The following is a 20,778-nucleotide window of genomic DNA, read 5'->3' on the forward strand; positions in this document are numbered from 1 at the left end:
GGGGCAGATGTGTTCCCTGGCCGACGTCTTCGTCAGTGCTTGCCGGCGGAGGAGGGCGGCGGTCAGGGAGTCGTACGCGACGGCTGCGGGGGCGGCGGACTGACCCGTCGGTCAGCCGGCACCGATCACGGAGGTGGCCGCGGGCTGGGGGAAGAGGGCCTGGATGGCCACGGCGGCTCCCCCGCGCGCCCACTCCTCCCAGGGCAGCGGGCGCAGCGACAGCGGGCACTGGGACGCCGCTCCGAAGGCGTGCGCGGCGTACGCCTCCTGAATGTGGCGGCTGAACAGGTCATATGCGTCAACTCCTTCGCCGCTGACGACGACCCGTTCCGGACCCACGAGGTTGACCAGTGCGGCGATACCGACCCCGATGGCCCGTCCGGCCCTGGCGAAGGCATCGCGGGCTTCGGGACGGCCCTCGCGGGCCATCTCGACGACCTCGTGGAACGTGAGGCGCGGGTTTGCGGCGGCCTGACGGACCACTGCGAGGATGGCGTCGGTCGAGCCGATCGCCTCGACGCAGCCGCGCGCACCGCAGCGGCAGCGCGGTCCGGTCGGGTCGACACAGAGGTGTCCGACCTCGCCCGCGACGCCGTGGGCCCCGCGTAACAGATGCCCGTTGACGACGAGGGCGGAACCGATGCCCGATCCGATGGTGACCAGGGCGAAGTAGCCGGTTCCGATGCCTTCGCCGAACCAGTGTTCTGCGACGGTGAGGGCCCTGACGTCGTTCTCGACGGTGACCGTCAGGCCGGTGGCGGCGGCGAGCAGTTCGGCCAGCGGGACGTCCCGCCAGCCGAGGAGGCCGGAGTGGCGGAGCCGTCCGCTGTCGCGGTCCACGTCGCCGTTCACCGCGACACCGAGGTAGCGCGTACGGTCCCGGAACTCGGGGTCGGCGTCGAGGAGTTCGTCGACAAGCTCTGCGACCAGGACGGCGACGGCCTCCGGCGCGCACACACCGAGGGGCCGGGCCGCCGTGGCCCGGATGCCGGCCCGCAGGTCGCAGACGGCGCCGAAGAGTTCGTCGGCGCTGATCTTCAGTCCGATGAAGAACTCCCGGGCGGGAGCGACCGCGAGCGGGTAGACCGGCCGGCCGGCGCCCGGTGCGGTGCGCTCCGGCGGCAGTTCGTACAGGTAGCCGTCGTCGATGAGGGGTCGGGCCGCCTTGGTGACGGCGGTCGAGGAGAGCCCCGTGCGCCGTGCCAGTTCCACTCTGCTGAGCGGGCCTTCCGCAAGGAGCAGTGCGAGGACCGCGGTCTCGGCCGGGGCACTGACCAGGGGCTGGGATGGATGTCGAAACACGGAGGCAATGTAGAGCAAATAAATAACTTCTTCCAGTATTGATTTGGGAGTTGGGGCTGCCCTACGCTCGGGCCCTCTTCCGTTCCCCCTCCGGCAACGGATCGCTACATCGGCCACGCTCCGGCCATGTCGCCCTGGATACCGCTCTGTTCCTCTCCGCACGTCAGGGGATCCGTCCGTGCTCGCCACGCTCCCGCTCGTCACCTTCGCTTCCGACCTCGGCCTCGCGGTCCTGCGCACACCGAACAGCGTGTACGCGCTCCGCATCGCCCCCGACGGCAGCCCCCGGCATGTGTACTGGGGCGCGCCGCTCGGCACCGACGCCCTGGCCGCGCTGCCGGAGGCGGCCTCCCCCGCCGCGAGCAGCTTCGAGGCCGACGCCGCCGCGGACGAACTCGCGCCGCAGACCGGGGCGCGCTTCGGACCGGCCGGCCTTCAGGTCCGCTTCGCCGACGGCACCCGCGGCGCCCAGTGGCGCTTCGTGAGCCACACGGTCGACGGCGGCGAACTGCGGCTGCGCCTGGAGGACCGCCGCCGCCCCCTGCGGGCGGAACTGTGCTACCGCGTCCGGCCCGGCACCGACGTCATCGAGCGCTGGACGGAACTGACCCACCTCGAAGCCGGGGACGGCCCGGACGGTCCCCTCACCGTCGACCGGCTCGACTCGGCCTCCTGGACCGCTCCCCCACTGACCGACTACCGGCTCAGCCATCTGGTGGGCGGCTGGAACAGCGAGTTCCAGCTCCAGCGCGACCGACTGCCTGTCGCCGAGACGGTGTTGACGAGCCGTCGGGGACTGACCGGCCACCACGCGAGCCCCTGGCTGGCCGTCGACGACGGCACCGCGGGCGAGGAACGAGGCGAGGTGTGGAGCACCGCGCTCGCCTGGAGCGGGAGCTGGCGCGTCACGGTCCACCGCGATCCGGTCGGCCGCACCACCTGGACCGGTGGCTTCGGCCACGAGGGGATCGGCTGGACCCTGCGGGCCGGTGAAAGCCTTCGCACACCGGTGTACGCGGGCCTCTACACCCCGCGCGGGTTCGGCGGGGCCAGTCGCGCCTGGCAGGCCCACGTACGCCAGCACGTGCTGCCGGAGCCCGAGCGGGACCGGCCGGTCCTCTACAACTCGTGGGAGGCCACCGGCTTCGACGTCGACGAGCCCGGTCAGATCCGCCTCGCGCACGTGGCCGCCCGGCTCGGCGCGGAACTCTTCGTCCTGGACGACGGCTGGTTCGGCACCCGCCGCGACGACCGGTCCGGGCTCGGCGACTGGACGCCGCGCCCCGAGGCGTTCCCCCGCGGACTGCGTCCGCTCGCCGACGAGGTGCACCGCCTCGGCATGGAGTTCGGACTCTGGGTGGAGCCGGAAATGGTGAACCGGGACAGCGAGTTGTACCGCACCCACCCGGACTGGGTCGTCCACTCCCCCCACCTAGACGCCACCGAACTCCGCAACCAGCTGATGCTGAACTTCGCCCGGCCCGAGGTCGAGACCTGGGCCCACGGGACCCTCGACCGCCTGGTCCGTGAGCACGACGTCGACTGGCTCAAGTGGGACGCCAACCGGCCTTTCACCGACGTCGGCTGGGACGGCCCCCCCGACCCGGACCGGCTGTGGATCGACCACACCCGGGCCGTCCACCGGATCATGGACCGGCTCCGCGCCGACCACCCCGGCCTGCGCATCGAGGCGTGCGCGGGCGGCGGCGGCCGCGTCGACCTCGGCATGCTCGCCCGTACCGACCAGGCCTGGACCTCGGACAACACCGATCCGCTCGACCGGATCGGCATCCAGCACGGCTTCTCCCAGCTCTTCCCCGCCCAGACCATGGCCGCATGGGTCACCGACAGCCCCAACACCGCCACCGGCCGGCGCACCCCGCTGCGTTTCCGCTTCCACGTCGCCATGGCCGGGGTGCTGGGGATCGGCGGAGACCTGACGTCCTGGTCCGAGGAGGAACGTGCACAGGCCGCCGAACTCGTCACCTGCTACAAGCGGATCCGTCCGCTCGTGCAGCGGGGCATCCAGCACCGCGTCGTCCCGCCCGGGCCGGTGACCGCCGTCCACTACGCGGCCCCCGACGACAGCGAGCACGTGCTCCTCGTCTGGCGCCCCACCACCCGGTTCGGCCACCGCCCCGCCCCGATCCGGCTGCCCGCGCTCGACCCCGGGGCGCGCTACCTGGACCCGGACCTGAAGCGGGAGTACAGCGGGGCCGTCCTGGTCGACCGGGGCATCGATCCGCGCCTCCCGGACGGCGACTACGCCAGCAGCCTGATCCGCCTGCACCGCGTCGGGCCCTGAGTCCCGGGCCCGGGCCCCTGCCGGGCGTACGTTCCCCTCCCGCCCACGACACCTCTGGACCTCCCATGGACACCGCCCGCGTACTGGTGGTCGGCATCGACGGCGTACGCCTCGACCTGCTCCCCGAACTCGACACCCCTCACCTCGACGGGATAGCCCGTGCGGGCTTCCTTGCACCCGTCGAAGTGGACGCCGTCACCCCCACGATGTCCGGCCCGTGCTGGACCACCGTCGTCACCGGCGTCGGGGTCGCCAAGCACGGAGTGTGGGCCAACCGCCTGGACGGCAACCGCCTCGACGTCTTCCCCGACTTCACGACCCGCCTCGCGGCCGACTGCGGACGGCGGACCTTCGCCGTCGGCGGCTGGGCGCCGCTCTTCCTCGCCCAGCAGGGCGGCCCGCTCTTCGTCGCCCCCACCCGGCTCGGCTACGTCGCTCCGCGCGCGGACACGCCCGAGGGATGGGAGGAAGCGGACGACCGGGTGAGTATCGAGGCGGAACACCTCCTGAGCCTGGACGAGGAACTCCACGCCGGCTTCGTCTACCTGGGCGCCGTCGACGAGACCGCACACTTCCTCGGCTGCGGGGAGGAGTACCGCCGCTCGATCGAAGCCGCTGACCGGCGCCTCGGCCGGCTCCTCGCCTCCGTACGGCAGCGTCCGCAGCACGAACAGTGGACGGTCATCGTGGTGACGGACCACGGCCACCGCGATGAAGGAGGCCATGGGGGACGCAGCCCGCTGGAGCGCACGGCCTGGATCGCCGCGTGCGGTCCTGGTCTGTCCCCGGGCAGGACTCCATCGACCCTCCACCACGCCGATGTCGCCGCTCACGTCTACACCGCCCTCGGCATCACCCCCGACCTCCACTGGACGCTGGACGGGACCCCGTTCACCGGATGAGCCGGGCGCAGGGCTTCCGTGCACACCGAAATCTCTCCGCATGACGGAACGGAACCCTGACCGCCTCACACCGCGCGGCGCTCCACGAGCAACGGCTCCTCGCCGAAGCCGATCCGGGCGCCGCCGCGGGCGCTGCCCGTACTGCCGTCCATACGATTCAGCCGGTACGCGCCCGCGCCGTCGGGCAGGGACACCTCGGCCCGCCCGTCCGTGGTCCAGTACACGGACAGCTCCGCGCCGTCCCGCTCGAAGCGGCAGGTGTACGCACTCTGCGCGAGGCCCATCCGGGCTCCGTGGCCGCAGGACACGATCCGGGCACCGTCCAGCCACCGCTGGAGCCGTGCGATGCGGCGTCCCGCCTCGGTCGGAGGGCCTCCCACCGGCTGCACGACGAGGGGCACCGTCGAGCTGCCCCAGCTGTAGAAGTACATCCGCCGGATGCCGAAGTTCCGGGCGTAGAGCCCGGCCAGGTAGAAGCGCACGGCGTAGTCGCGGGCGCGCCGGGCGCTGAGCGGCCCGGTCACGGCGACGCTTCTGTCGGGGCCCGTGTTCCACAGCGCGACATCGGACTGTTCCTCCTCGAAGAGCGTGCGCTGCACGCTCTCGGCGAGATCGATGATCTCCTCGGGGGGCCCATCGGCCTTGCGCGGCGGCATCTTCAGCGCCGCCGCATCACACACCTCGTAGGCGCCCGTACGTGCGAACTCCCGCAGCAGCCGCTCGCCGCGCTGCTGCCTGAGATCCCCGAAGGACGGGCAGACGACCGTGGCTTCCGGATCAACCCGGCGGATGATCCGGGCCGCACGCTCAACCATTTCCGCAAGGGTCCGGATGGTTCCGGCGTAGTGCAGCCGGTGGCTCGGGTAGTCCCACAGCTCGTACGCCTCGATACGGCCGCGATAGCGCGTGGCGAGCTTCTCGACGAAGCGGTCCCAGACGGCCAGGTCGTCCGGGGGCGAAGCGAGCGAGTCGCTGTATGCGGACCTGCGCCCGTCCTCGGCGGCCCACAGCGGGGTGCCCGCGATGGTGAACAGCACGGGCAGCCGCTTCCTCCCGGCCGCGTCGACCATGCGCTGCAGCGTGGTCCAGTCATAGTGGCCCGGGCGGCGCTCGATGCTGCCCCAGCGGGTGCCGCTCTCCCACAGCCGCACGGATCCCGCGCGGAATCCGGGCATGTTTCCCGTGTCGGTGTTGAGCGTCAGACCGTAGAACTCCTGGGGAATGCGGCGCGGTGACAGCGCCCAGGCCGGGCCGTCGATCCGCTGCCGGTCGTCGGGACCGCCGCCGGGCCCGCTGCGCACCGGGCTGCCGCGGCTTCCCCCACTGCTGTCGTACGAGACCGCACCGACCACGGAGACGACGACGAAGGCCAGGAACAGAGCCAGCGTCCGCAAACCGACGTACCTGTACCACGGTGTCGCGAAGCCGGTGGGCGCCGCCCCGGTCTCCTTCTCCGTCTCCCCCGGCGGCGCCGCCTCCCCGGCTGTCCCACTCTCCTCGGGAGCCTCCCCGAAGTTCGCCCGCTGCCAGGCGCTGTACAGCCCGTTCAGCTCCGCCGCACCGGCTCCGCAGGCCCTGGCCACCTGTTCCACCGCGCCGAAGCTGGGCGGCACGGTGGAGCCCTGACAGTAGCGGTGCACGGTGGACCGGCTCAGACCCGTGCGGTGTGCCAGCGCCGCATAACTCCGTCCACTGCGCCGCTTCAACTCCTCCAGCAGTTCGGCCAGTTCCGAATCCCCGGCCGCCGCGCCCATCGCTCCCCCAAGTTTCTCGTCCCGTTCGTGCGGAACAGTCGGCCGCCGTCCCACCTTGCCGCAGGACAGCAGGTCATCGCTGCCTTTTCATCTCGTTGTCCCATCTCACGGCTACTTCTTGCCACGGGTCCGGCGCGCACACCACGCTCTCGGGTGCACACACATCCGGCACAACGGGGGAACCATGCTGCGCCTGCATTTCACCGCCGGGGACCTGCCACGTACGCGAGTGGCCGACGGTCCCGATCCGCTCTGGGAGTGCGTCCTGAGCCTGCACAGGCTCCGCGAGGAACGGCCTGAATCCAATCTCTCGGGCTGGCGGGAACATGTGCTGCGGCACAGCAAGGCTCCGCTGCCGCTGCTCCTGCCGCTGGTACCCGCGCGCGGGTACTTCCCGGATTTCCTCACCCCCGCCGAGAGCGCGGAGGGATTCGAGGCGGGGCTCGACGCACTGTTGTCGACACGCCGGAGCCGTATCCGGGACCAGATGGGCCGGTTGGCGACGAGCCGCCCGCTCACCCCGTGGGCGCGTGATGTCTCGGAAGGCGGGGCAGCCACGCTCCGCAGGCTCGGGGCCGCGCTGCGCGCCTACGAGCACACGGCCATCGGCACGTGGTGGCCGCGTCTGCGCACCCAGGTCGATTCCGACCGGACCTGGCGAGCCCGGACCCAGTGCACCCACGGTACCGAGGGGATGCTCAAGACCTTCGGGCCCGTCCTGCGCTGGCGGCCGCCGGTGCTGGAGGCGGACTATCCGGTCGACAAGGAAGTCCGCCTGCGGGGCCGGGGTCTGCTGCTGATCCCGTCGTACTTCTGCCATCGGACCCCGGTCGCGCTGGCCGACTCCTCGCTGCCGCCGACCCTTGTCTACCCGGCAAGGATCCCGGAGCCGCTGTCCACGTCGCTCACCGCGCCGGGGCACGCGCGTCAGGAGACCCTCGCCCGGCTTCTCGGGCATACCCGGGCGGCCGTGCTGGAGTCCCTCGGCAGCAGCTGCACGACCAGCGAACTGGCCCGACGGGCAGGGGTTTCACTGTCCTCGGCGAGTGAGCACGCGTCCGTACTGCGCGCTGCCGGGCTGATCTCCAGCAGCCGGCAGCGCAACTGTGTGCGGCATGCGCTGACCCCCATGGGCCTGGCGCTGCTCGACGCCCCTCCCGCCGGGCGGCCCCGCTCCGTCACGGCCTGAGAGCCTGTCGGGTGACCTCTGATCGGGCGGCCACGCCCTGGCACGCACGCTACCCGATCGAAGGTCACCCGACAGGCTCTGAGGGGCGCCGGCGGCCAGGCGTTCGGCGCCCTGTCCCGCGGCCCGCACAAGCTCGGCAGGGGAACGGTCAGCAGTCCGACGGGTCGCCGCACTTGTGGGAGGAGCCCCCTGGCTGCCGCCGCGCGCCCCGGCCTCGGCGGCCCGGTCAGCCGAGAACCAGCTCCGGCTCGTACATGTCCAGCCACAGCGCGAGGTCCAGGGTGCGTTCCAGCCCGCGGCGGGACGCCGAGGTGATCCCCGGTGCGTCGTCCTCCGCCACCCGTCGCAGCCGGTCGCGGTCGATGAGGTCGAAGACCCGGTGCTCGGGGCGCGCGAGCAGGGCGCGGGCGTGTTCCCGGAGGGCGGCGGCGTACTTCGGGTCCTGGGTCGACGGGTAGGGGCTCTTGGTCCGTTCGTACACCGAGCGGGGAAGCAGATCCGCGGTGGCCTCGCGCAGCAGGCTCTTCTCCCTGCCGTCGAAGGACTTCAGGGCCCAGGGGGTGTTGTAGACGTACTCGACGAGCCGGTGGTCGCAGAACGGCACCCGGACCTCCAGGCCGACCGCCATGCTCGCGCGGTCCTTGCGGTCGAGCAGGACGCGTACGAACCGGGTCAGGTGGAGGTGGCAGATCCTGCGCATGCGGTACTCGAAGTCGCTCTCGCCGCTGAGCCGTTCGATGCCGGCCACGGCTGATGCGTAGCTGTCGTGAATGTACTTCTCCAGGCCCAGAGCCTGGTTCACGTCGTCGCGGAGCATGCCCGCGTCCTCGCCGAAGTGCTCGGCGAACCGCACCAGCCAGGGGAAGGTGTCGGCGCTGCGGGCCTCCTCGTCGAAGAACTGGAGGTAGCCGCCGAAGACCTCGTCGGCCGACTCGCCGGACAGCGCCACCGTCGAGTGCTCACGGATGGCCCGGAAGAGCAGGTAGAGCGAGGCGTCCATGTCACCAAGCCCCATGGGGATGTCCCGGGCCCGGATCATCCGGGCGCGTACGCCGGGGTCGGCGAGGGCGTCCGGGTCGAGCACGATGTCGCGGTGGAGGGTGCCCGCCCGCTCGGCCACGTCGTGCACGAAGGGGGTGTCGGGGGTGGTGCGCAGTTCGTCGGCGACGAAGTTCTCGGTCCGCCCGACGAAGTCGACGGCGAAGGTGCGGACCTTCTCGCCGGTCTCGGCGAGCTGCCGGGCGGCGAGCGAGGTGACCGCGGAGGAGTCGAGGCCGCCGGACAGCAGGATGCAGCGGGGTACGTCCGAGATCAGCTGACGGCGCACGATGTCGTCGAGCAGTGACCGTACGGTGGCGATCGAGGTGTCCCGGTCATCGGTGTGCGGACGGGTCTCCAGCCGCCAGTAGACGTGTCGGCGCAGGCCGTCCCGGTCCACGGTGACGACCGATCCCGGCTCCACCTCGTACATGCCGTCCCACACCGCGTGGCCGGGGCTCTTGACGAGGCTGAAGAGTTCCCGGAGCCCGTCGAGGGTCACCCGGGGCGGGGCCAGCGGGTTGGCGAGAATGGCCTTCGGTTCCGAGCCGAAGAGCACTCCGTCGGCCGTCGGCCAGTAGTAGAACGGCTTGACGCCCATCCGGTCGCGGATCATGACGAGCTTGTCGTGGCGGCTGTCCCAGATCGCGAAGGCGTACATGCCGTTGAGCCGTTCGGCGACGGACTCGCCCCACTCCAGATAGCCGTGCAGCACGACCTCGGTGTCCGAATCGGTGATGAAGCGGTGCCCGCGGGCGGTCAGTTCGGTGCGGAGTTCGGTGAAGTTGTAGGCCTCGCCGGAGTAGACGAGGGCGACCTCCCCCTCGGGTGTGGAGACGGTCATGGGCTGGCGTCCGCCGGGCAGGTCGATGATCGCGAGCCGACGGTGTCCGAGCCCCGCGTGCTCGACGGTCCAGGTCCCCCGGTCGTCCGGGCCCCGGCAGGCCATCGTCTCCGTCATCGCGTCCAGCGTCGCAACCTCTGCGGCGGCCCTCAGATCGCGGTCGAAGGAGACCCAGCCGACGATGCCACACATACGCGTCCTCCCAAATCGATCCCGGCCGGGACAGGGCCGTGGGCACGGTGCCGTCCCTCGGACGGCACGCCGAAGACGAAGGCCCGGCAGAACCAGTTGTATCTAGCAGCTATATGAGGAGCCTCTGCCTGCGCTTGCGTACGGTCAACCCGGTCGTTCCATCGCCGGAGCCGGGCGCCCGATGTTTTCGGCCGCCGCTTTCCCCTTCCTATACGAGGCCACCGTGCTCCGCAGCCCGCGCGGGAAGGGTCCTGGGCCGGGAGGGGAGCCCTATTCGGCCACGGGCAAAGACTTACCCAACCCGGGGTGGGCCAGTTCTCCACGCAACGGCGTCGGGCAACGCGAACGAAGTGATCGGCGCCACCTGCGGGGACAGCCCCTCAGTACGGCGGACGATCGACCGAGCGAGAGAACCCCCCGTCGAACGGAGCACGTCATCGCTCTCATCCAGCACCCCGCCGCCCCCGCCGATCCGCGAACGGGACACCTCCAGCAATCTCTCCCGCCCCGGAGCGCCCCGCACCGCGCCGCCCTGTGGGCCCCCGGCCCGGTGGCCCTCCTCGTCGGGGTCTGGGGGATCCGCCGACAGGACAGCCTGTGGGGGGACGAAGCGGTCACCTGCGCAATGGCGCATCGGAGCGTGCCGCGGCTATGGCATACCCTGGCCCATGTCGACGTCGTGCACGGGTTGTACTACCTGATCATGCGGGGCGTGTTCGGCCTCTGGGACGGCGGCCTCGTGGCGCTTCGGCTGCCCTCGGTACTGGCGGTCGCCGCAGCGGCGATCGGCATCGCGCGGCTCGGACGACGGCTCAACGGCCCCTGGACCGGGCTACTGGCGGGCCTCGTCTTCCCGCTGCTCCCGCCGGTGCAGCGGTACGCGCAGGAGGGCCGGTCCTACGCCCTGGTCTGCGCACTGATCACGTGCGGCAGTTGTCTCCTGGTGGGCAATCTGTCCCGGCCGGGTGGACGGGGCCGGGCAGGGGGTCACGTACGCGGCTGGGCGACGTACGGAGCGGTGATACTGACGGCGTGTCTGCTCCACGAGTTCGCCGTACTGATGCTCCTGGCCCACGGTGTGACCGTCTTCCGGGCGCGATCGGCCCGGCCGATGACGCGGGCGTGGACCGTCGCGGCGGGCGGCGTACTCACCGGGCTCCTGCCGCTCGCCGCCTTCAGCGCCACGCAGTCCGCACAGGTGGACTGGATCGCGGCGCCGGAGGCCGGGGACGTACTCGGCTTCGTCGCGACCGCCCTGCTGGGTGTCGCCTTCGCCCGCGTTCCCGGCCGTGTGTGCGGACCGGTCACCTTGCCCGGTCTCGCACTCCCGCTGCTGATCCTGCCCACCGTGCTGCTCATGCTCACGAGCCCGCTGCATCCGTTGTACGTGGACCGTTACGTCCTGGCCTCCGCCATGGGCTTCGCGCTCCTGACGGGATCGGTGCTCGACCGGCTCCGGCAGTCGGCACGCGACGCCGGTACCGCGCAGCGTGTGACATGTGCTGTGGCACTGCTCGCCGTGCTCGCCGCCCTCGTCCCCGTCAGCACCGCGTTACGGAAGCCGGGGAGCCGCGAGAACGACGCGATCGCAATCGCGCAGGCGGTGCAGGACATCGCCGAGCCGGCGGACGGACTGCTGTTCATGCCGTCACGCAGGCGCGTGTGGACGCTGGCCCGGCCGGACTCCTTCCGGTCCCTGTCCGACCTCGCCCTGGAACAGACCCCGGCCGCGTCCGACACACTGTTCGGCAGGGAACTGTCACCGGACCGGATCCGCAAGCGCATCCTGACGAGCACACGCCTCGTCACCGTGCGCGATCTGGAGGACCAGCCGCTGGACATGAACGCGCGCGAGGCGGTCAAACGCGCCACACTCGACGCGTACTTCGAGGAGTGCGCGAACCGCACGGTCACGCAGGCGCGCATCACGGTGTACGCCAGACCCGGCCACTGCCGAGCCGGGCCGCCCGGACCGGCCCGGGCGACGGGGGCGGGGTGACAGAGGCCCAAGCGGACGAGCCCAGGAGCTGCCGTCCTGCGGCCGCCGTCCCTAAGAGCTCACCCGGCCGACCGGCATCTCGGCCGTGATCGCCCACCGCTCGTGGTCGCGCCAGGCTCCGTCGATGAAGAGGAAGTCCGGCGAGAACCCTTCGAGACGGAATCCGGCCCGCCGGACGAGGGCGAGCGAACCCTCGTTGCCGGGCTGGATGTTGGCTTCGAGCCGGTGCAAACCGAGCGGCCCAAAGGCATACCGCAGGACGAGTGCCAGCCCTTCGCTCATCAGACCGCGTCCCCTCGCGTGGGCAAAGGCCCCGTATCCGAGCGCGCCGCAGCGAAACCCGCCCCGGACGATGTTGTGGATGTTGATGAACCCCGCGATCGGGCCACCGGCCCCGCTCTCGGCGGCCTTCCCGGCCCGGTCGCGGTCGCGTTCGCAGACCAGGAACCCCGCCTTCGTCGGATCGTCGATCAGCCGTCCCGCGTAGACGGCGTACGCGCGGGGGTCCCCGGGCGGGAAGAGCCAGGGACTGTGCACGCCCCGGCTCTCCCTTGCCCGGGTGGTGAACTCTTCGGCGTCCGCCGGAGTGTAGGCGCGGATCGCCACACGGCGTCCCTCGGCCAGATAGTCGACTGCAGACATCCGGCCAGCCTAAGGGCTGTCCCGTAATCCCTGGTGGGTCAGCGCGCGGCGTCAAATACGGTGCATCGCAAGGCGGAGGAACATCCGCATACTGGATGTATTCGGATGTTCCGACAACGCGGCGAGGTGCCGTAGCTGTCGTCGTGCGCCCGCCAGGGATTGCGGGACAGCCCTTAGGGCTCTCATTCGGATCACGCCGGGCTCGCGGGGCCGGCACGGCGCCTCACCGCGTTGCCGTCGTTCCTGTGTCGGTGCGGCAGGCCGTCCGGGCCTGCCGGTCCGGTCCGGTGGCCGGTCGGCACCGGAGCTCCCGGAAGCAGTCGGGGACTGCGGTTCATGACGCGGCCGGGGACAGGGGCACCCGGGCCACCGCGACCTCACCGGTCGACGGATCGCCGTGGTTTCGGGTCCAGCACCCGGACGGCCCGCACGAGAAGGATGCTCAGCTTCTTCGCGACTCGGCCGGTTCAGACCAGTGCGGGCCCCTCGATCGTGAGCGTGGCGGGGCCGCCGTCGGCCGGCGCGTCCAGCACGGCGGGTACGCCGAGCGGAATCGTCAGCGCCGTCGGTCCGTGCCCGAAGCCCAGTTCCTCGACGACGGGTACGCCCAGCGGGCCGAGCCGGTCGGCGAGGACCGCCCGCACCTTCTCGTACGGGCCGCAGTCGGCCCAGGAACCGCAGGCCACCCCGGCTGTCCCGTCGAGCGCACCGGCCCTGAGCAGTTGGGTGAGGATGCGGTCGATGCTGTACGGGTCCTCGGTGGTGTCCTCGATCACCAGCAGCCCGCCCCGGGCCGGTCTCCGGGCGTGCGGGGTACCGAGGTCGGCGGCGAGCAGGCTCACGCAGCCGCCGTAGGTGATGCCCCGGGCACTGCCGGGGACCAGCACCCGCGCCGAGGGCAGGCCGAGGCTCCGCACCGTCTCGGGCTCGAACAGGGTGGCCCGCAGGGACTCCTGGGTGTCCGGGTCCTTGAGGAAGGTCTCGGTGCCCACCATCGGGCCGTGCAGCGTCGCGAGCCCCATGCGCAGGGCGAATGCCTCGTGGAGCACGGTGATGTCGCTGTAGCCGACGAACACCTTGGGGCCGGCCGCGCGCATCGCCGCCCAGTCGACCAGGTCGACCATGCGGTGCGCGCCGTACCCGCCACGTGCGCAGATCACCGCGTCGACGGACGGATCGCACCAGGCCTCCTGGAGATCCCGGGCGCGCGCCTCGTCCGTACCGGCGAGGTAGTCCAACTCCGGGTGGACGTCGCGTACATGGGGTGCCTCGACGGGTTCGAGGCCCCAGCTGCGCAGTACGTCGAGGCCCGCGTCCAGGCGGTCGGCGGGCACGGGCCCGCTCGGTGACACCACGGCGATCCTGGCACCGGGACGCAGCCGGGCGGGGCGGGTCAGGGGGGCGAGGGTCATCGCTTCAGCTCCAGCCTCGGCACGTCGGGACAGTCGATGCCGAACGTCTGGCCGTACAGCGAGAGTTCGGCCTCCAGGGCGCTGATCATCGTATCGGCGCGCCGGAACCCGTGCCCCTCCCCCTCGAAGGTCAGATAGGCGTGCGGGATGCCGCGGCCCTCCACCTCGGCCAGGAACCGCTCGCACTGGACGGGCGGGCAGATCGGATCGTCCAGCCCCTGGAGCAGGAGGAAGGGCGTGGTCAGCCGGTCTGTCCGGCTGACCGGCGACCGTTCCCGGTAGCGTTCCGGGACTTCGGCGAGCGGGCCCACCAGGGACTCCAGGTACTGGGACTCGAAGTCATGGGTCTCGTCCGTGCCCCAGCCGGTGAGATCGAGGATGGGATAGATGATCGTGCCGCAGGCGTAGACATCGGTGCCGGTCAGCGAGGCCGCGGTGGTCCAGCCGCCGGCGCTGCCGCCCCGGATGGCGAGCCGCTGCCGGTCCGCCGTGCCCTCGGCGGCCAGCGCCTCGGCGACGGCCGCGCAGTCCTCGACGTCGACGACGCCCCACTGTTCGCGCAGCCGGTTGCGGTAGCTCCTGCCGTAGCCGGTGGAGCCGCCGTAGTTCACCTCCGCGACACCGATGCCGCGCGAGGTGAAGTAGGCGATCTCCAGGTCGAGTACGAGTGCGGCGTGGCCGGTCGGGCCGCCGTGCGCCCAGACCACGTAGGGCGGCAGTTCACCGTCGGGGCCGGTCCGGGCGGGGTTCCGGGGCGGGTAGATGTGAGCGTGGACCTCCCGGCCGTCGGGCCCGGTGAAGGTGCGCTCCTCGGGCCGCGGATAGTACGCGGGGTCGACCGCGTCCTCGTGCGGGGTGCCGATGACCCGGGTCCGGCCGGTCGCGGTGTCCAGCTCGATGACCTCGTACGCGCTGTACGGGCTCGCGGCGATGCCGTAGACCCGGCTGCCGTGGACGTCCAGCGACTCGGCCCATTCGGTCCAGGGCCCGGCTGCGTCGACGAGTTCACCGGTCGCCGGGTCGAGGATGCCGAGCGTGGTGGTGCCCTTGCCGTGGACGGTGGCGATCAGACCGTTCTCCAGCGGCCGGAACCAGCTGAGGCCGATCTTCCAGAGCGGTCCGGCGAACTCCTCCTCCCGGGGGCGGAGCGCGACCGCGCCCCGGTGCGGGTCGGCACGGTACAGGTTCCACCAGCCGCTGCGGTCGCCGGCGAAGAGAAGCTGTCCGTCGGCGTCCCATTCGATCTGCGGGACGGATTCCTCGGGGCCGCCGCCGAAGCTCCGGGCGTGCTGGAACGTACCGTCCTCGGTGACATCGGCGAGCATCACCTCGGTGCCGTCCCACGGCATGCGCGGATGGTCCCACGCGATCCAGGCCGCCCGCCGTCCGTCGGGCGAGAGCTTGGGCCCGGTGACGAATCGGTGGCTGCCGTCGGTGAGTTCACGGACCGCGGAGCGGTCCTCGGCCGCCGAGCCGTCCAGCGGGACGGCGGCGATCACCCGGCGCAGGTCGGTGGGTGACTCGCCGGTGAACTCCTCCAGCACGCACCACACTTCGCCCCGTTCGAGGTGGATCCGCGGGTCGACCCAGCGCAGCCCGCCGCCGACCGGCGAGACCGGGGTGAGCGGCCGGGGTTCGCCGGACCCGTCGGGAGCGTGGGCGTACAGCCGCTGGTCGGCGAAGTCGACGAAGACGACGAGCGGTCCGCCCTCGGTGCGTGCGGCCCCGGCCCAGGGCTGTCCGCCGTACTCGATGACCCGGCTCCGCACGTTCCACGGAGCGGGCAGCACCTCGGTGCTGGTCCCGTCCGCCCGGTGGCGGACCAGAGCGCGGCGGCCCGCCTCGGCCGGGCGCGGCTCCGTCCACCACACCTCGTCGCCGACGACGCCGACGTACTCCGGCCGGCCGTCGTGCGAGGCGGCCAGCCGCGCGCCGACCGGCGACGGCCACGTTCCGTAGGCCCCTGTGGGCGCCATGTTCGATTCCCCCCGTACGGGTCAGGCCGTGCGCAGATAGTGATCGAGGACGCGGACGCCGAAGTGCAGTGCCTCGACGGGGACGCGTTCGTCGACGCCGTGGAACAGCGCCTGGTAGTCGAAGCCGACGGGCAGCTTCAGCGGCGAGAAGCCGTATCCGGTGATACCGAGCCGGGAGAACTGCTTGGCGTCCGTGCCGCCCGACATGCAGTACGGCACGACATGGCCGTCCGGGTCGAAGCGCTCGACGGCGGCGCGCAGCTTCGCGAAGGTCGGCGAGTCGACCGGAGCCTGCAACGGGACCTCGCGGTGGTGGAATTCCCAGTCGACATCGGGTCCGGTCAGCCGGTCCAGCGTGGCATGGAACTCGTCCTCGCCGCCGGGGACCATCCGGCCGTCGACGAAGGCGGTGGCGTGCCCCGGGATCACATTGACCTTGTACCCGGCCTCCAGCATGGTCGGGTTGGAGCTGTTGCGCACGGTCGGTTCGACCAGTGCGGCAGCCGGTCCGAGCTTGCCGAGCAGCTCGTCCACGTCGAAGCCGGGGGCGTCGAGGTCGGCGCGGATGCCGTGGAGCGCGGCGATCTCGGTGAGCGCGGCGCGGACCGTAGGAGTGAGCCGGACCGGCCATTCGTGCCCGCCGATCCGGGCGACGGCCGCGGCGAGTGCGCTGACCGCGTTGGCCTTGTTGACCTTGGAGCCGTGCCCGGCCTTTCCGTGCGCGGTGAGCTTCAGCCAGGCGGTGCCCCGCTCGCCCGCGGCTATTGGGTAGAGCGGCATCGCCGGTCCGGCGTGGAAGGTGAAGGCGCCGGACTCACTGATGCCCTCCGTACATCCTTCGAAGAGCGCGGCGTGCCGATCCGCGAGGAAGCCGGAGCCGTCCTCGGCACTGGCCTCCTCGTCCGCGGTGTACGCGATCACGATGTCGCGGCGGGGCCGGACACCGGCCCGCGCCCAGGCCCGGACGACGGCCAGGACCATCGCGTCCATGTTCTTCATGTCGATGGCGCCGCGCCCCCAGACGACGCCGTCGCGGATCTCCCCGGAGAAGGGGTGCACGGTCCAGTCGCCGGCCTCGGCCGGGACGACGTCGAGATGGCCGTGCACGAGCAGGGCGTCGGCGGACGGGTCGGTGCCCGGGATCCGTGCCACCACGTTGGTGCGTCCCGGGGTGCGCTCCAGCAGGGTGGGTTCCAGGCCGGCTGCGGACAGCCGCTCAGCGACGTACTCGGCGGCCGGGCGTTCCCGGCAGTCGCCGCCGCCGCGGTTGGTGGTGTCGATCCGGATCAGTTCGGAGGTGAACGTCACCGATTCGTCGAGTGCCTGCCGGTCGACGCCCTCCCGGGGGCCGGTCGCCTCAGCCATACTGCTCCTCCACGGCGGACGACACGATCGTCGTCACCGCCTTGAACGTGCGGATGCCTTCGTACATCGTCGGGCTGGTGTAGGCGACGCGCCGCTCGCCGCTGGGTGCCACGCCGGGGACGACCGTGGCCGCCTGGGCCAGGTGCTCGGCGTCGAACTCCAGCTCGACGGTGAACGGGCCGCCCTTCACCGGGGTGTGCCGCACGGCGAGCGCGGTCGCCTCCTTGGCCGCGGCACGGATGTCGGCGGCGGTACGGGCCGGGGTGCGGCACACCGCCGCGTACCGCGAGACGTAGTCCTTCACGGCGACCTTGCGGGCCTCCGGGGCGTAGCCGTCCGCGTCCACGCAGGTCAGGTCGTCGCCGGTGACGAGGACGACGGGTACGCCGTACTCGGCCACGACATGCGCGTTGAGCAGCCCCTCGCCGGCCCGGGCGCCGTTGAGCCAGACCCCGGTGAGGGAGTTCGCCAGGTAGGTGTGGGCGAGGACCCCCTCCGCACCGGCGCCCGTGTGGTAGCCGACGAAGGCGATGGCATCGACGTCACCGTGCTGGATGCCCTCGACCATGGAGAGGGACTTGTGCCTCCCGGTGAGCATCTGGACCCGGTCGTCGAGCCGCTCCAGCAGGAGGTTGCGCATGGACCAGTGCGCCTCGTTGACGAGCACCTCGTCGGCACCGCCGTCGTAGAAGCCGAGCGCTGCCGCGTTCACGTCGGAGGTGAACAGGGCACGGCACCGCTCCCACTGGGGCGTGCCCGGCAGCACATCGGCCGGCCAGGTCACACCGGTGGCACCTTCCATGTCCGCGCTGATCAGGATCTTCATGATGAGTCCGTCTTCTTACAGGTCAGGGGTATCCGGGCGGTCATGACACCAGTTGCCGGCCTGAGTTCCTGAAGGCCAATCAGCAGGCGCCCAACTCGGCGCCCCCATACAAGCATCTTTGCCTGCCGGCCGTCTCCCCTTCCTCCGTCGCCCGGGGCCGAAACACTCCTGTCCCACAGGTTTGACTGCTCACGGTCGTCGCCATACCCGGCGATCGGGAACGCGATCCTGGAAGGCCTCGCTCCGTCCCGCCCCCGCGCCATGCCCTGGGCCCGGACATCGCGAGACGGCTCAGAGCCTGTCGGGCCCGTACACGAGAGCCAAAGAATCCGATGGCGGCTCTCGTTGCAGCGGAGCCCGTGCCGGTGAACCGCCCGCCGCCCGCTCGCACGGGGTCGGCCGGCTCGCCGGAAAACAGTTGTGTCGAACCTCTTGCCGGGTCGAACCGGTCTCCCTAATCTGAACCTTCAAATCCCTGGAAGCACACACAACAAGCTCCGTTAGGGCAGATTTTTGAACGATCAAATCAGTCGCCCATCCGAAGCCGTCACCCCCGTGGCGCCCGGCCCGGCCCTCGCCCGCGGTCCGAGGGCGGGCTACCTCGACTACGCCAGGGTCGGCCCGCTCTCCCGCCCGGCCGCCGCCGCGCTCGCCGCCACGGCCGCGCTCGCCGCCCGCGTCGACCCCGCCGATCTCGACCGGCTGTTCGCCCTCAGCGACGCCGCCCGGACCTCGGCGGCCCGGCTGCTCGATGCCCGTCCACACGAGATCGCCCTCGCCCCGTCCACCAGCAACGGCCTGTTCACCGTGGCCGCCGCACTCCACGGCCCCGGCACCGTCCTGGTGCCCCGCGGCGAGTTCCCCGCCAACCTCTATCCCTGGCTCCGCTTCGCCGGCCGCGGCGGCCCCGCAGTCCGCCTCATCGACCCGGCCGGGCAGCGGCACATCACCCCCGACCTCCTGCGCCGCCACCTCACTCCCGACGTCACCGCCCTCACCGTCAGCGCCGTCGACTCGCTCACCGGCCACCTGGCACCACTCGCCGCTCTCAAGGAGGTCCTCGGACCCGGCCGGCTGCTGATCGTCGACGCCATCCAGGGCCTGGGCGCCGTCGCACTCGAAGCGGACGCCGCCGACATCCTCGTCAGCGGCGGCCAGAAGTGGCTACGGGCCGGCTGGGGAGCCGCACTGCTCCTGATCCGCGACCGGTGCGCCGAACATCTGACTCCCGGGCTGGGCGGATGGGCCGGCGTCGCGGAGCCCTTCGCGCCTCGGCATCCGGCCCCGCCGCTGCCCGGGGCCGCCGCCCACCTCGCCACCAACCCGGATTTCCCGGCCGCCGCGGCCATCGGCGCAGCCATCGACGACCTGATCGACCAGGGCGGCCCGGCTGCCGTCGGCGCCCGTATCCGCGCCACCCTCGCCGACCTGCTCGACCGCGCACGGCGGGCCGGCGCCGACATCCTGCTGGACGGACTCGGCCCCCACGAGCGCGCCGGCATCGGCACCTTCCGCCTGCCCGGCCACGACCCCGCCACCGTCCACCGCACCCTCGAAGCGGCCGGCCTGATCACCACCCGCCGCGACGAGTGGATCCGGCTGTCTCCCCACGCGTCCACCCCGGGCGCCGCGGCGGACCTGCTCGCCGAGGCACTGCACACCCTCGCTCACCGCACAACCCACTATCCCCAGGAGCCGACATGTCCCATCAACTGAGCCGCCGCCGACTGCTCCAGCTCGCCACCGCCTCCGCCGCCGGGCTCGGCCTGGCCGCCTGCAACAGCAGCGGTTCGGGCGGCGCCGCCGGCGCCGACGGCGACAGCGGCCGGATCACCGTGTGGAGCTGGACCACCGCGGCCGAAGCCCTGCGCAGCATCGTCCCCTCCTTCGAGCGGGACAACCCCGGCATCAAGGTCGACATCCAGGACGTCGGCGAGCCGGCCATCTGGGACAAGATCACTGTCGGCCTCGCCTCCAGCGGCAAGGGCCTCGCCGATGTCCTGCACATCGGTGTCGACTACCTGCCCGGCTACCTGGAGAAGTTCCCCGACGGCCTCGCCGACCTGTCCAGACTAGGGGCCGACCGGTACAGCAGCGACTTCACCCAGGGGCTGTGGCCGACCGTCATAGGCAAGGACAAGGCCGCTCACGCCCTGCCGTGGGAGGTCAACCCCCTCGGGCTGTTCTACCGGCAGGACTACTTCGACAAGGCCGGTGTCGACCCCGCCGGCATCAGCAGCTGGGACGACCTGATCGCCGCCGGACCGAAGATCCGCACCGCCACCGGCGCCCGGCTGCTGGGGCTCGACAAGCCCGGCACCACCCCGGACATGGACTTCTTCCAGAACCTGATGCAACTCCAGGGCGCCTTCTACTTCGACCAGGAAGGCAAGATCACGCTCGCCTCCCCGGCAGCCGTCCAGGCCCTCACCCTTATCAAGCGGCTCAATGACGACGGCCTGCTCGCCGACACCGCGGGCCAGGGCACCATGAAGCGCCTGCTCGGCCAGGGGAAGCTCGCCACCTCCCCGGACCCCGCCTGGGCCGTCGAGTACCTGGCCACCAAGTTCCCCGACCAGAAGGGGAAATGGCGCGTCATGCAGCCTCCCGCCGCCGTTCCCGAGGGCAGTCGCAGCGTCATCGTCAACTCCACCTACCTGGCCGTCTCCGCGTCGAGCAAGCGCCGCCGGGCCGCCTGGCGCTTCATCGAGTACGCGCTCACCAAGCCCGCCGAGATCAACCGGATGTTCACCTCCGGTGGCGTCTTCCCCGCTCTCAGCGCGGCGTACGACGACCCGAGGTTCAACGCGTCCCACCCCTTCTACGGCGGCCAGAAGGTGCTGAAGTCCTTCGTCGACTCGCTCAGTTCCGGATCCGAAGCCACCAACTTCACCGGCGACTACACCCGTGCTCTCAAGCTCGCCAGCGACGCCCAGAGCCAGGTGCTGGTCAAGGGAGCCGATCCGGCCAGTGCCCTCAGCGACGCCGCCGAACGGCTCGCCCAGCAGACCGGTCGGCAGCAGGCGGCCTGA

The 20,778-nt window shown here is 71.6% G+C and carries 14 protein-coding genes; 6 read left to right on the forward strand and 8 right to left on the reverse strand.

What is annotated here, in order from left to right:
- Positions 1 to 111: 111 nt before the first annotated feature.
- On the reverse strand, positions 112 to 1,302 hold the full coding sequence (locus ACF08M_RS35985; protein ID WP_392189498.1) for an ROK family protein: 1,191 nt from the start codon (positions 1,300 to 1,302) through the stop codon (positions 112 to 114).
- A gap of 178 nt (positions 1,303 to 1,480) precedes the next feature.
- On the opposite strand from ACF08M_RS35985, the gene ACF08M_RS35990 reads away from it, so the two are divergent.
- Positions 1,481 to 3,607 carry an alpha-galactosidase gene (locus ACF08M_RS35990; RefSeq protein WP_392189499.1) on the forward strand — a complete coding sequence of 709 codons (2,127 nt, stop codon included), beginning with the start codon at positions 1,481 to 1,483 and terminating at the stop codon, positions 3,605 to 3,607.
- A 65-nt stretch (positions 3,608 to 3,672) separates the two neighbouring features.
- Positions 3,673 to 4,509 (forward strand): alkaline phosphatase family protein, encoded by an 837-nt coding sequence (locus tag ACF08M_RS35995; RefSeq protein ID WP_392189500.1) that lies wholly within the window; start codon positions 3,673 to 3,675, stop codon positions 4,507 to 4,509.
- 65 nt (positions 4,510 to 4,574) lie between these two features.
- Here ACF08M_RS35995 and ACF08M_RS36000 read toward each other — a convergent pair whose 3' ends face one another.
- Positions 4,575 to 6,263 carry a helix-turn-helix domain-containing protein gene (locus ACF08M_RS36000; protein ID WP_392189501.1) on the reverse strand — a complete coding sequence of 563 codons (1,689 nt, stop codon included), beginning with the start codon at positions 6,261 to 6,263 and terminating at the stop codon, positions 4,575 to 4,577.
- A gap of 184 nt (positions 6,264 to 6,447) precedes the next feature.
- Between ACF08M_RS36000 and ACF08M_RS36005 the strand changes: the two genes are divergently transcribed.
- The gene (locus tag ACF08M_RS36005; protein ID WP_392189502.1) at positions 6,448 to 7,452 is read left to right on the forward strand and encodes an ArsR/SmtB family transcription factor; all 1,005 of its coding nucleotides are present in this window, start codon (positions 6,448 to 6,450) and stop codon (positions 7,450 to 7,452) included.
- Between the two features lie 226 nt (positions 7,453 to 7,678).
- Here the strand turns inward: ACF08M_RS36005 and asnB are convergent, their stop codons facing one another.
- Positions 7,679 to 9,526 carry an asparagine synthase (glutamine-hydrolyzing) gene (gene asnB / locus ACF08M_RS36010; protein WP_392189503.1) on the reverse strand — a complete coding sequence of 616 codons (1,848 nt, stop codon included), beginning with the start codon at positions 9,524 to 9,526 and terminating at the stop codon, positions 7,679 to 7,681.
- A 640-nt stretch (positions 9,527 to 10,166) separates the two neighbouring features.
- Here asnB and ACF08M_RS36015 point away from each other — a divergent pair.
- Positions 10,167 to 11,525 carry a hypothetical protein gene (locus ACF08M_RS36015; protein ID WP_392189504.1) on the forward strand — a complete coding sequence of 453 codons (1,359 nt, stop codon included), beginning with the start codon at positions 10,167 to 10,169 and terminating at the stop codon, positions 11,523 to 11,525.
- A 51-nt stretch (positions 11,526 to 11,576) separates the two neighbouring features.
- Here ACF08M_RS36015 and ACF08M_RS36020 read toward each other — a convergent pair whose 3' ends face one another.
- The 5 genes from ACF08M_RS36020 to ACF08M_RS36040 form a co-directional block, all read right to left on the reverse strand.
- Complete coding sequence (locus ACF08M_RS36020) at positions 11,577 to 12,167, reverse strand: GNAT family N-acetyltransferase (RefSeq protein ID WP_392189505.1); 591 nt, start codon at positions 12,165 to 12,167, stop codon at positions 11,577 to 11,579.
- Positions 12,168 to 12,634: 467 nt separating this feature from the next.
- Positions 12,635 to 13,579, reverse strand: a complete 945-nt coding sequence (locus tag ACF08M_RS36025) for an LD-carboxypeptidase (protein WP_392189506.1) — start codon at positions 13,577 to 13,579, stop codon at positions 12,635 to 12,637.
- Complete coding sequence (locus ACF08M_RS36030) at positions 13,576 to 15,555, reverse strand: prolyl oligopeptidase family serine peptidase (RefSeq protein WP_392189507.1); 1,980 nt, start codon at positions 15,553 to 15,555, stop codon at positions 13,576 to 13,578. Before ACF08M_RS36030 ends, ACF08M_RS36025 begins: the two co-directional genes overlap by 4 nt.
- A gap of 21 nt (positions 15,556 to 15,576) precedes the next feature.
- Complete coding sequence (locus tag ACF08M_RS36035) at positions 15,577 to 16,920, reverse strand: M20/M25/M40 family metallo-hydrolase (protein ID WP_392189508.1); 1,344 nt, start codon at positions 16,918 to 16,920, stop codon at positions 15,577 to 15,579.
- Positions 16,913 to 17,746, reverse strand: coding sequence for a M55 family metallopeptidase (locus ACF08M_RS36040; protein WP_392189509.1), 834 nt, complete (start codon positions 17,744 to 17,746; stop codon positions 16,913 to 16,915). Before ACF08M_RS36040 ends, ACF08M_RS36035 begins: the two co-directional genes overlap by 8 nt.
- 513 nt (positions 17,747 to 18,259) lie before the next feature.
- Here ACF08M_RS36040 and ACF08M_RS36045 point away from each other — a divergent pair.
- Both ACF08M_RS36045 and ACF08M_RS36050 read left to right on the forward strand, forming a co-directional pair.
- Positions 18,260 to 19,462 carry an aminotransferase class V-fold PLP-dependent enzyme gene (locus tag ACF08M_RS36045; RefSeq protein ID WP_392189510.1) on the forward strand — a complete coding sequence of 401 codons (1,203 nt, stop codon included), beginning with the start codon at positions 18,260 to 18,262 and terminating at the stop codon, positions 19,460 to 19,462.
- Complete coding sequence (locus tag ACF08M_RS36050; RefSeq protein WP_392189511.1) at positions 19,447 to 20,778, forward strand: ABC transporter substrate-binding protein; 1,332 nt, start codon at positions 19,447 to 19,449, stop codon at positions 20,776 to 20,778. Before ACF08M_RS36045 ends, ACF08M_RS36050 begins: the two co-directional genes overlap by 16 nt.

The sequence above is a fragment of the Streptomyces sp. NPDC015032 genome (assembly GCF_043080425.1).
Classification (GTDB): Bacteria; Actinomycetota; Actinomycetes; order Streptomycetales; family Streptomycetaceae; genus Streptomyces.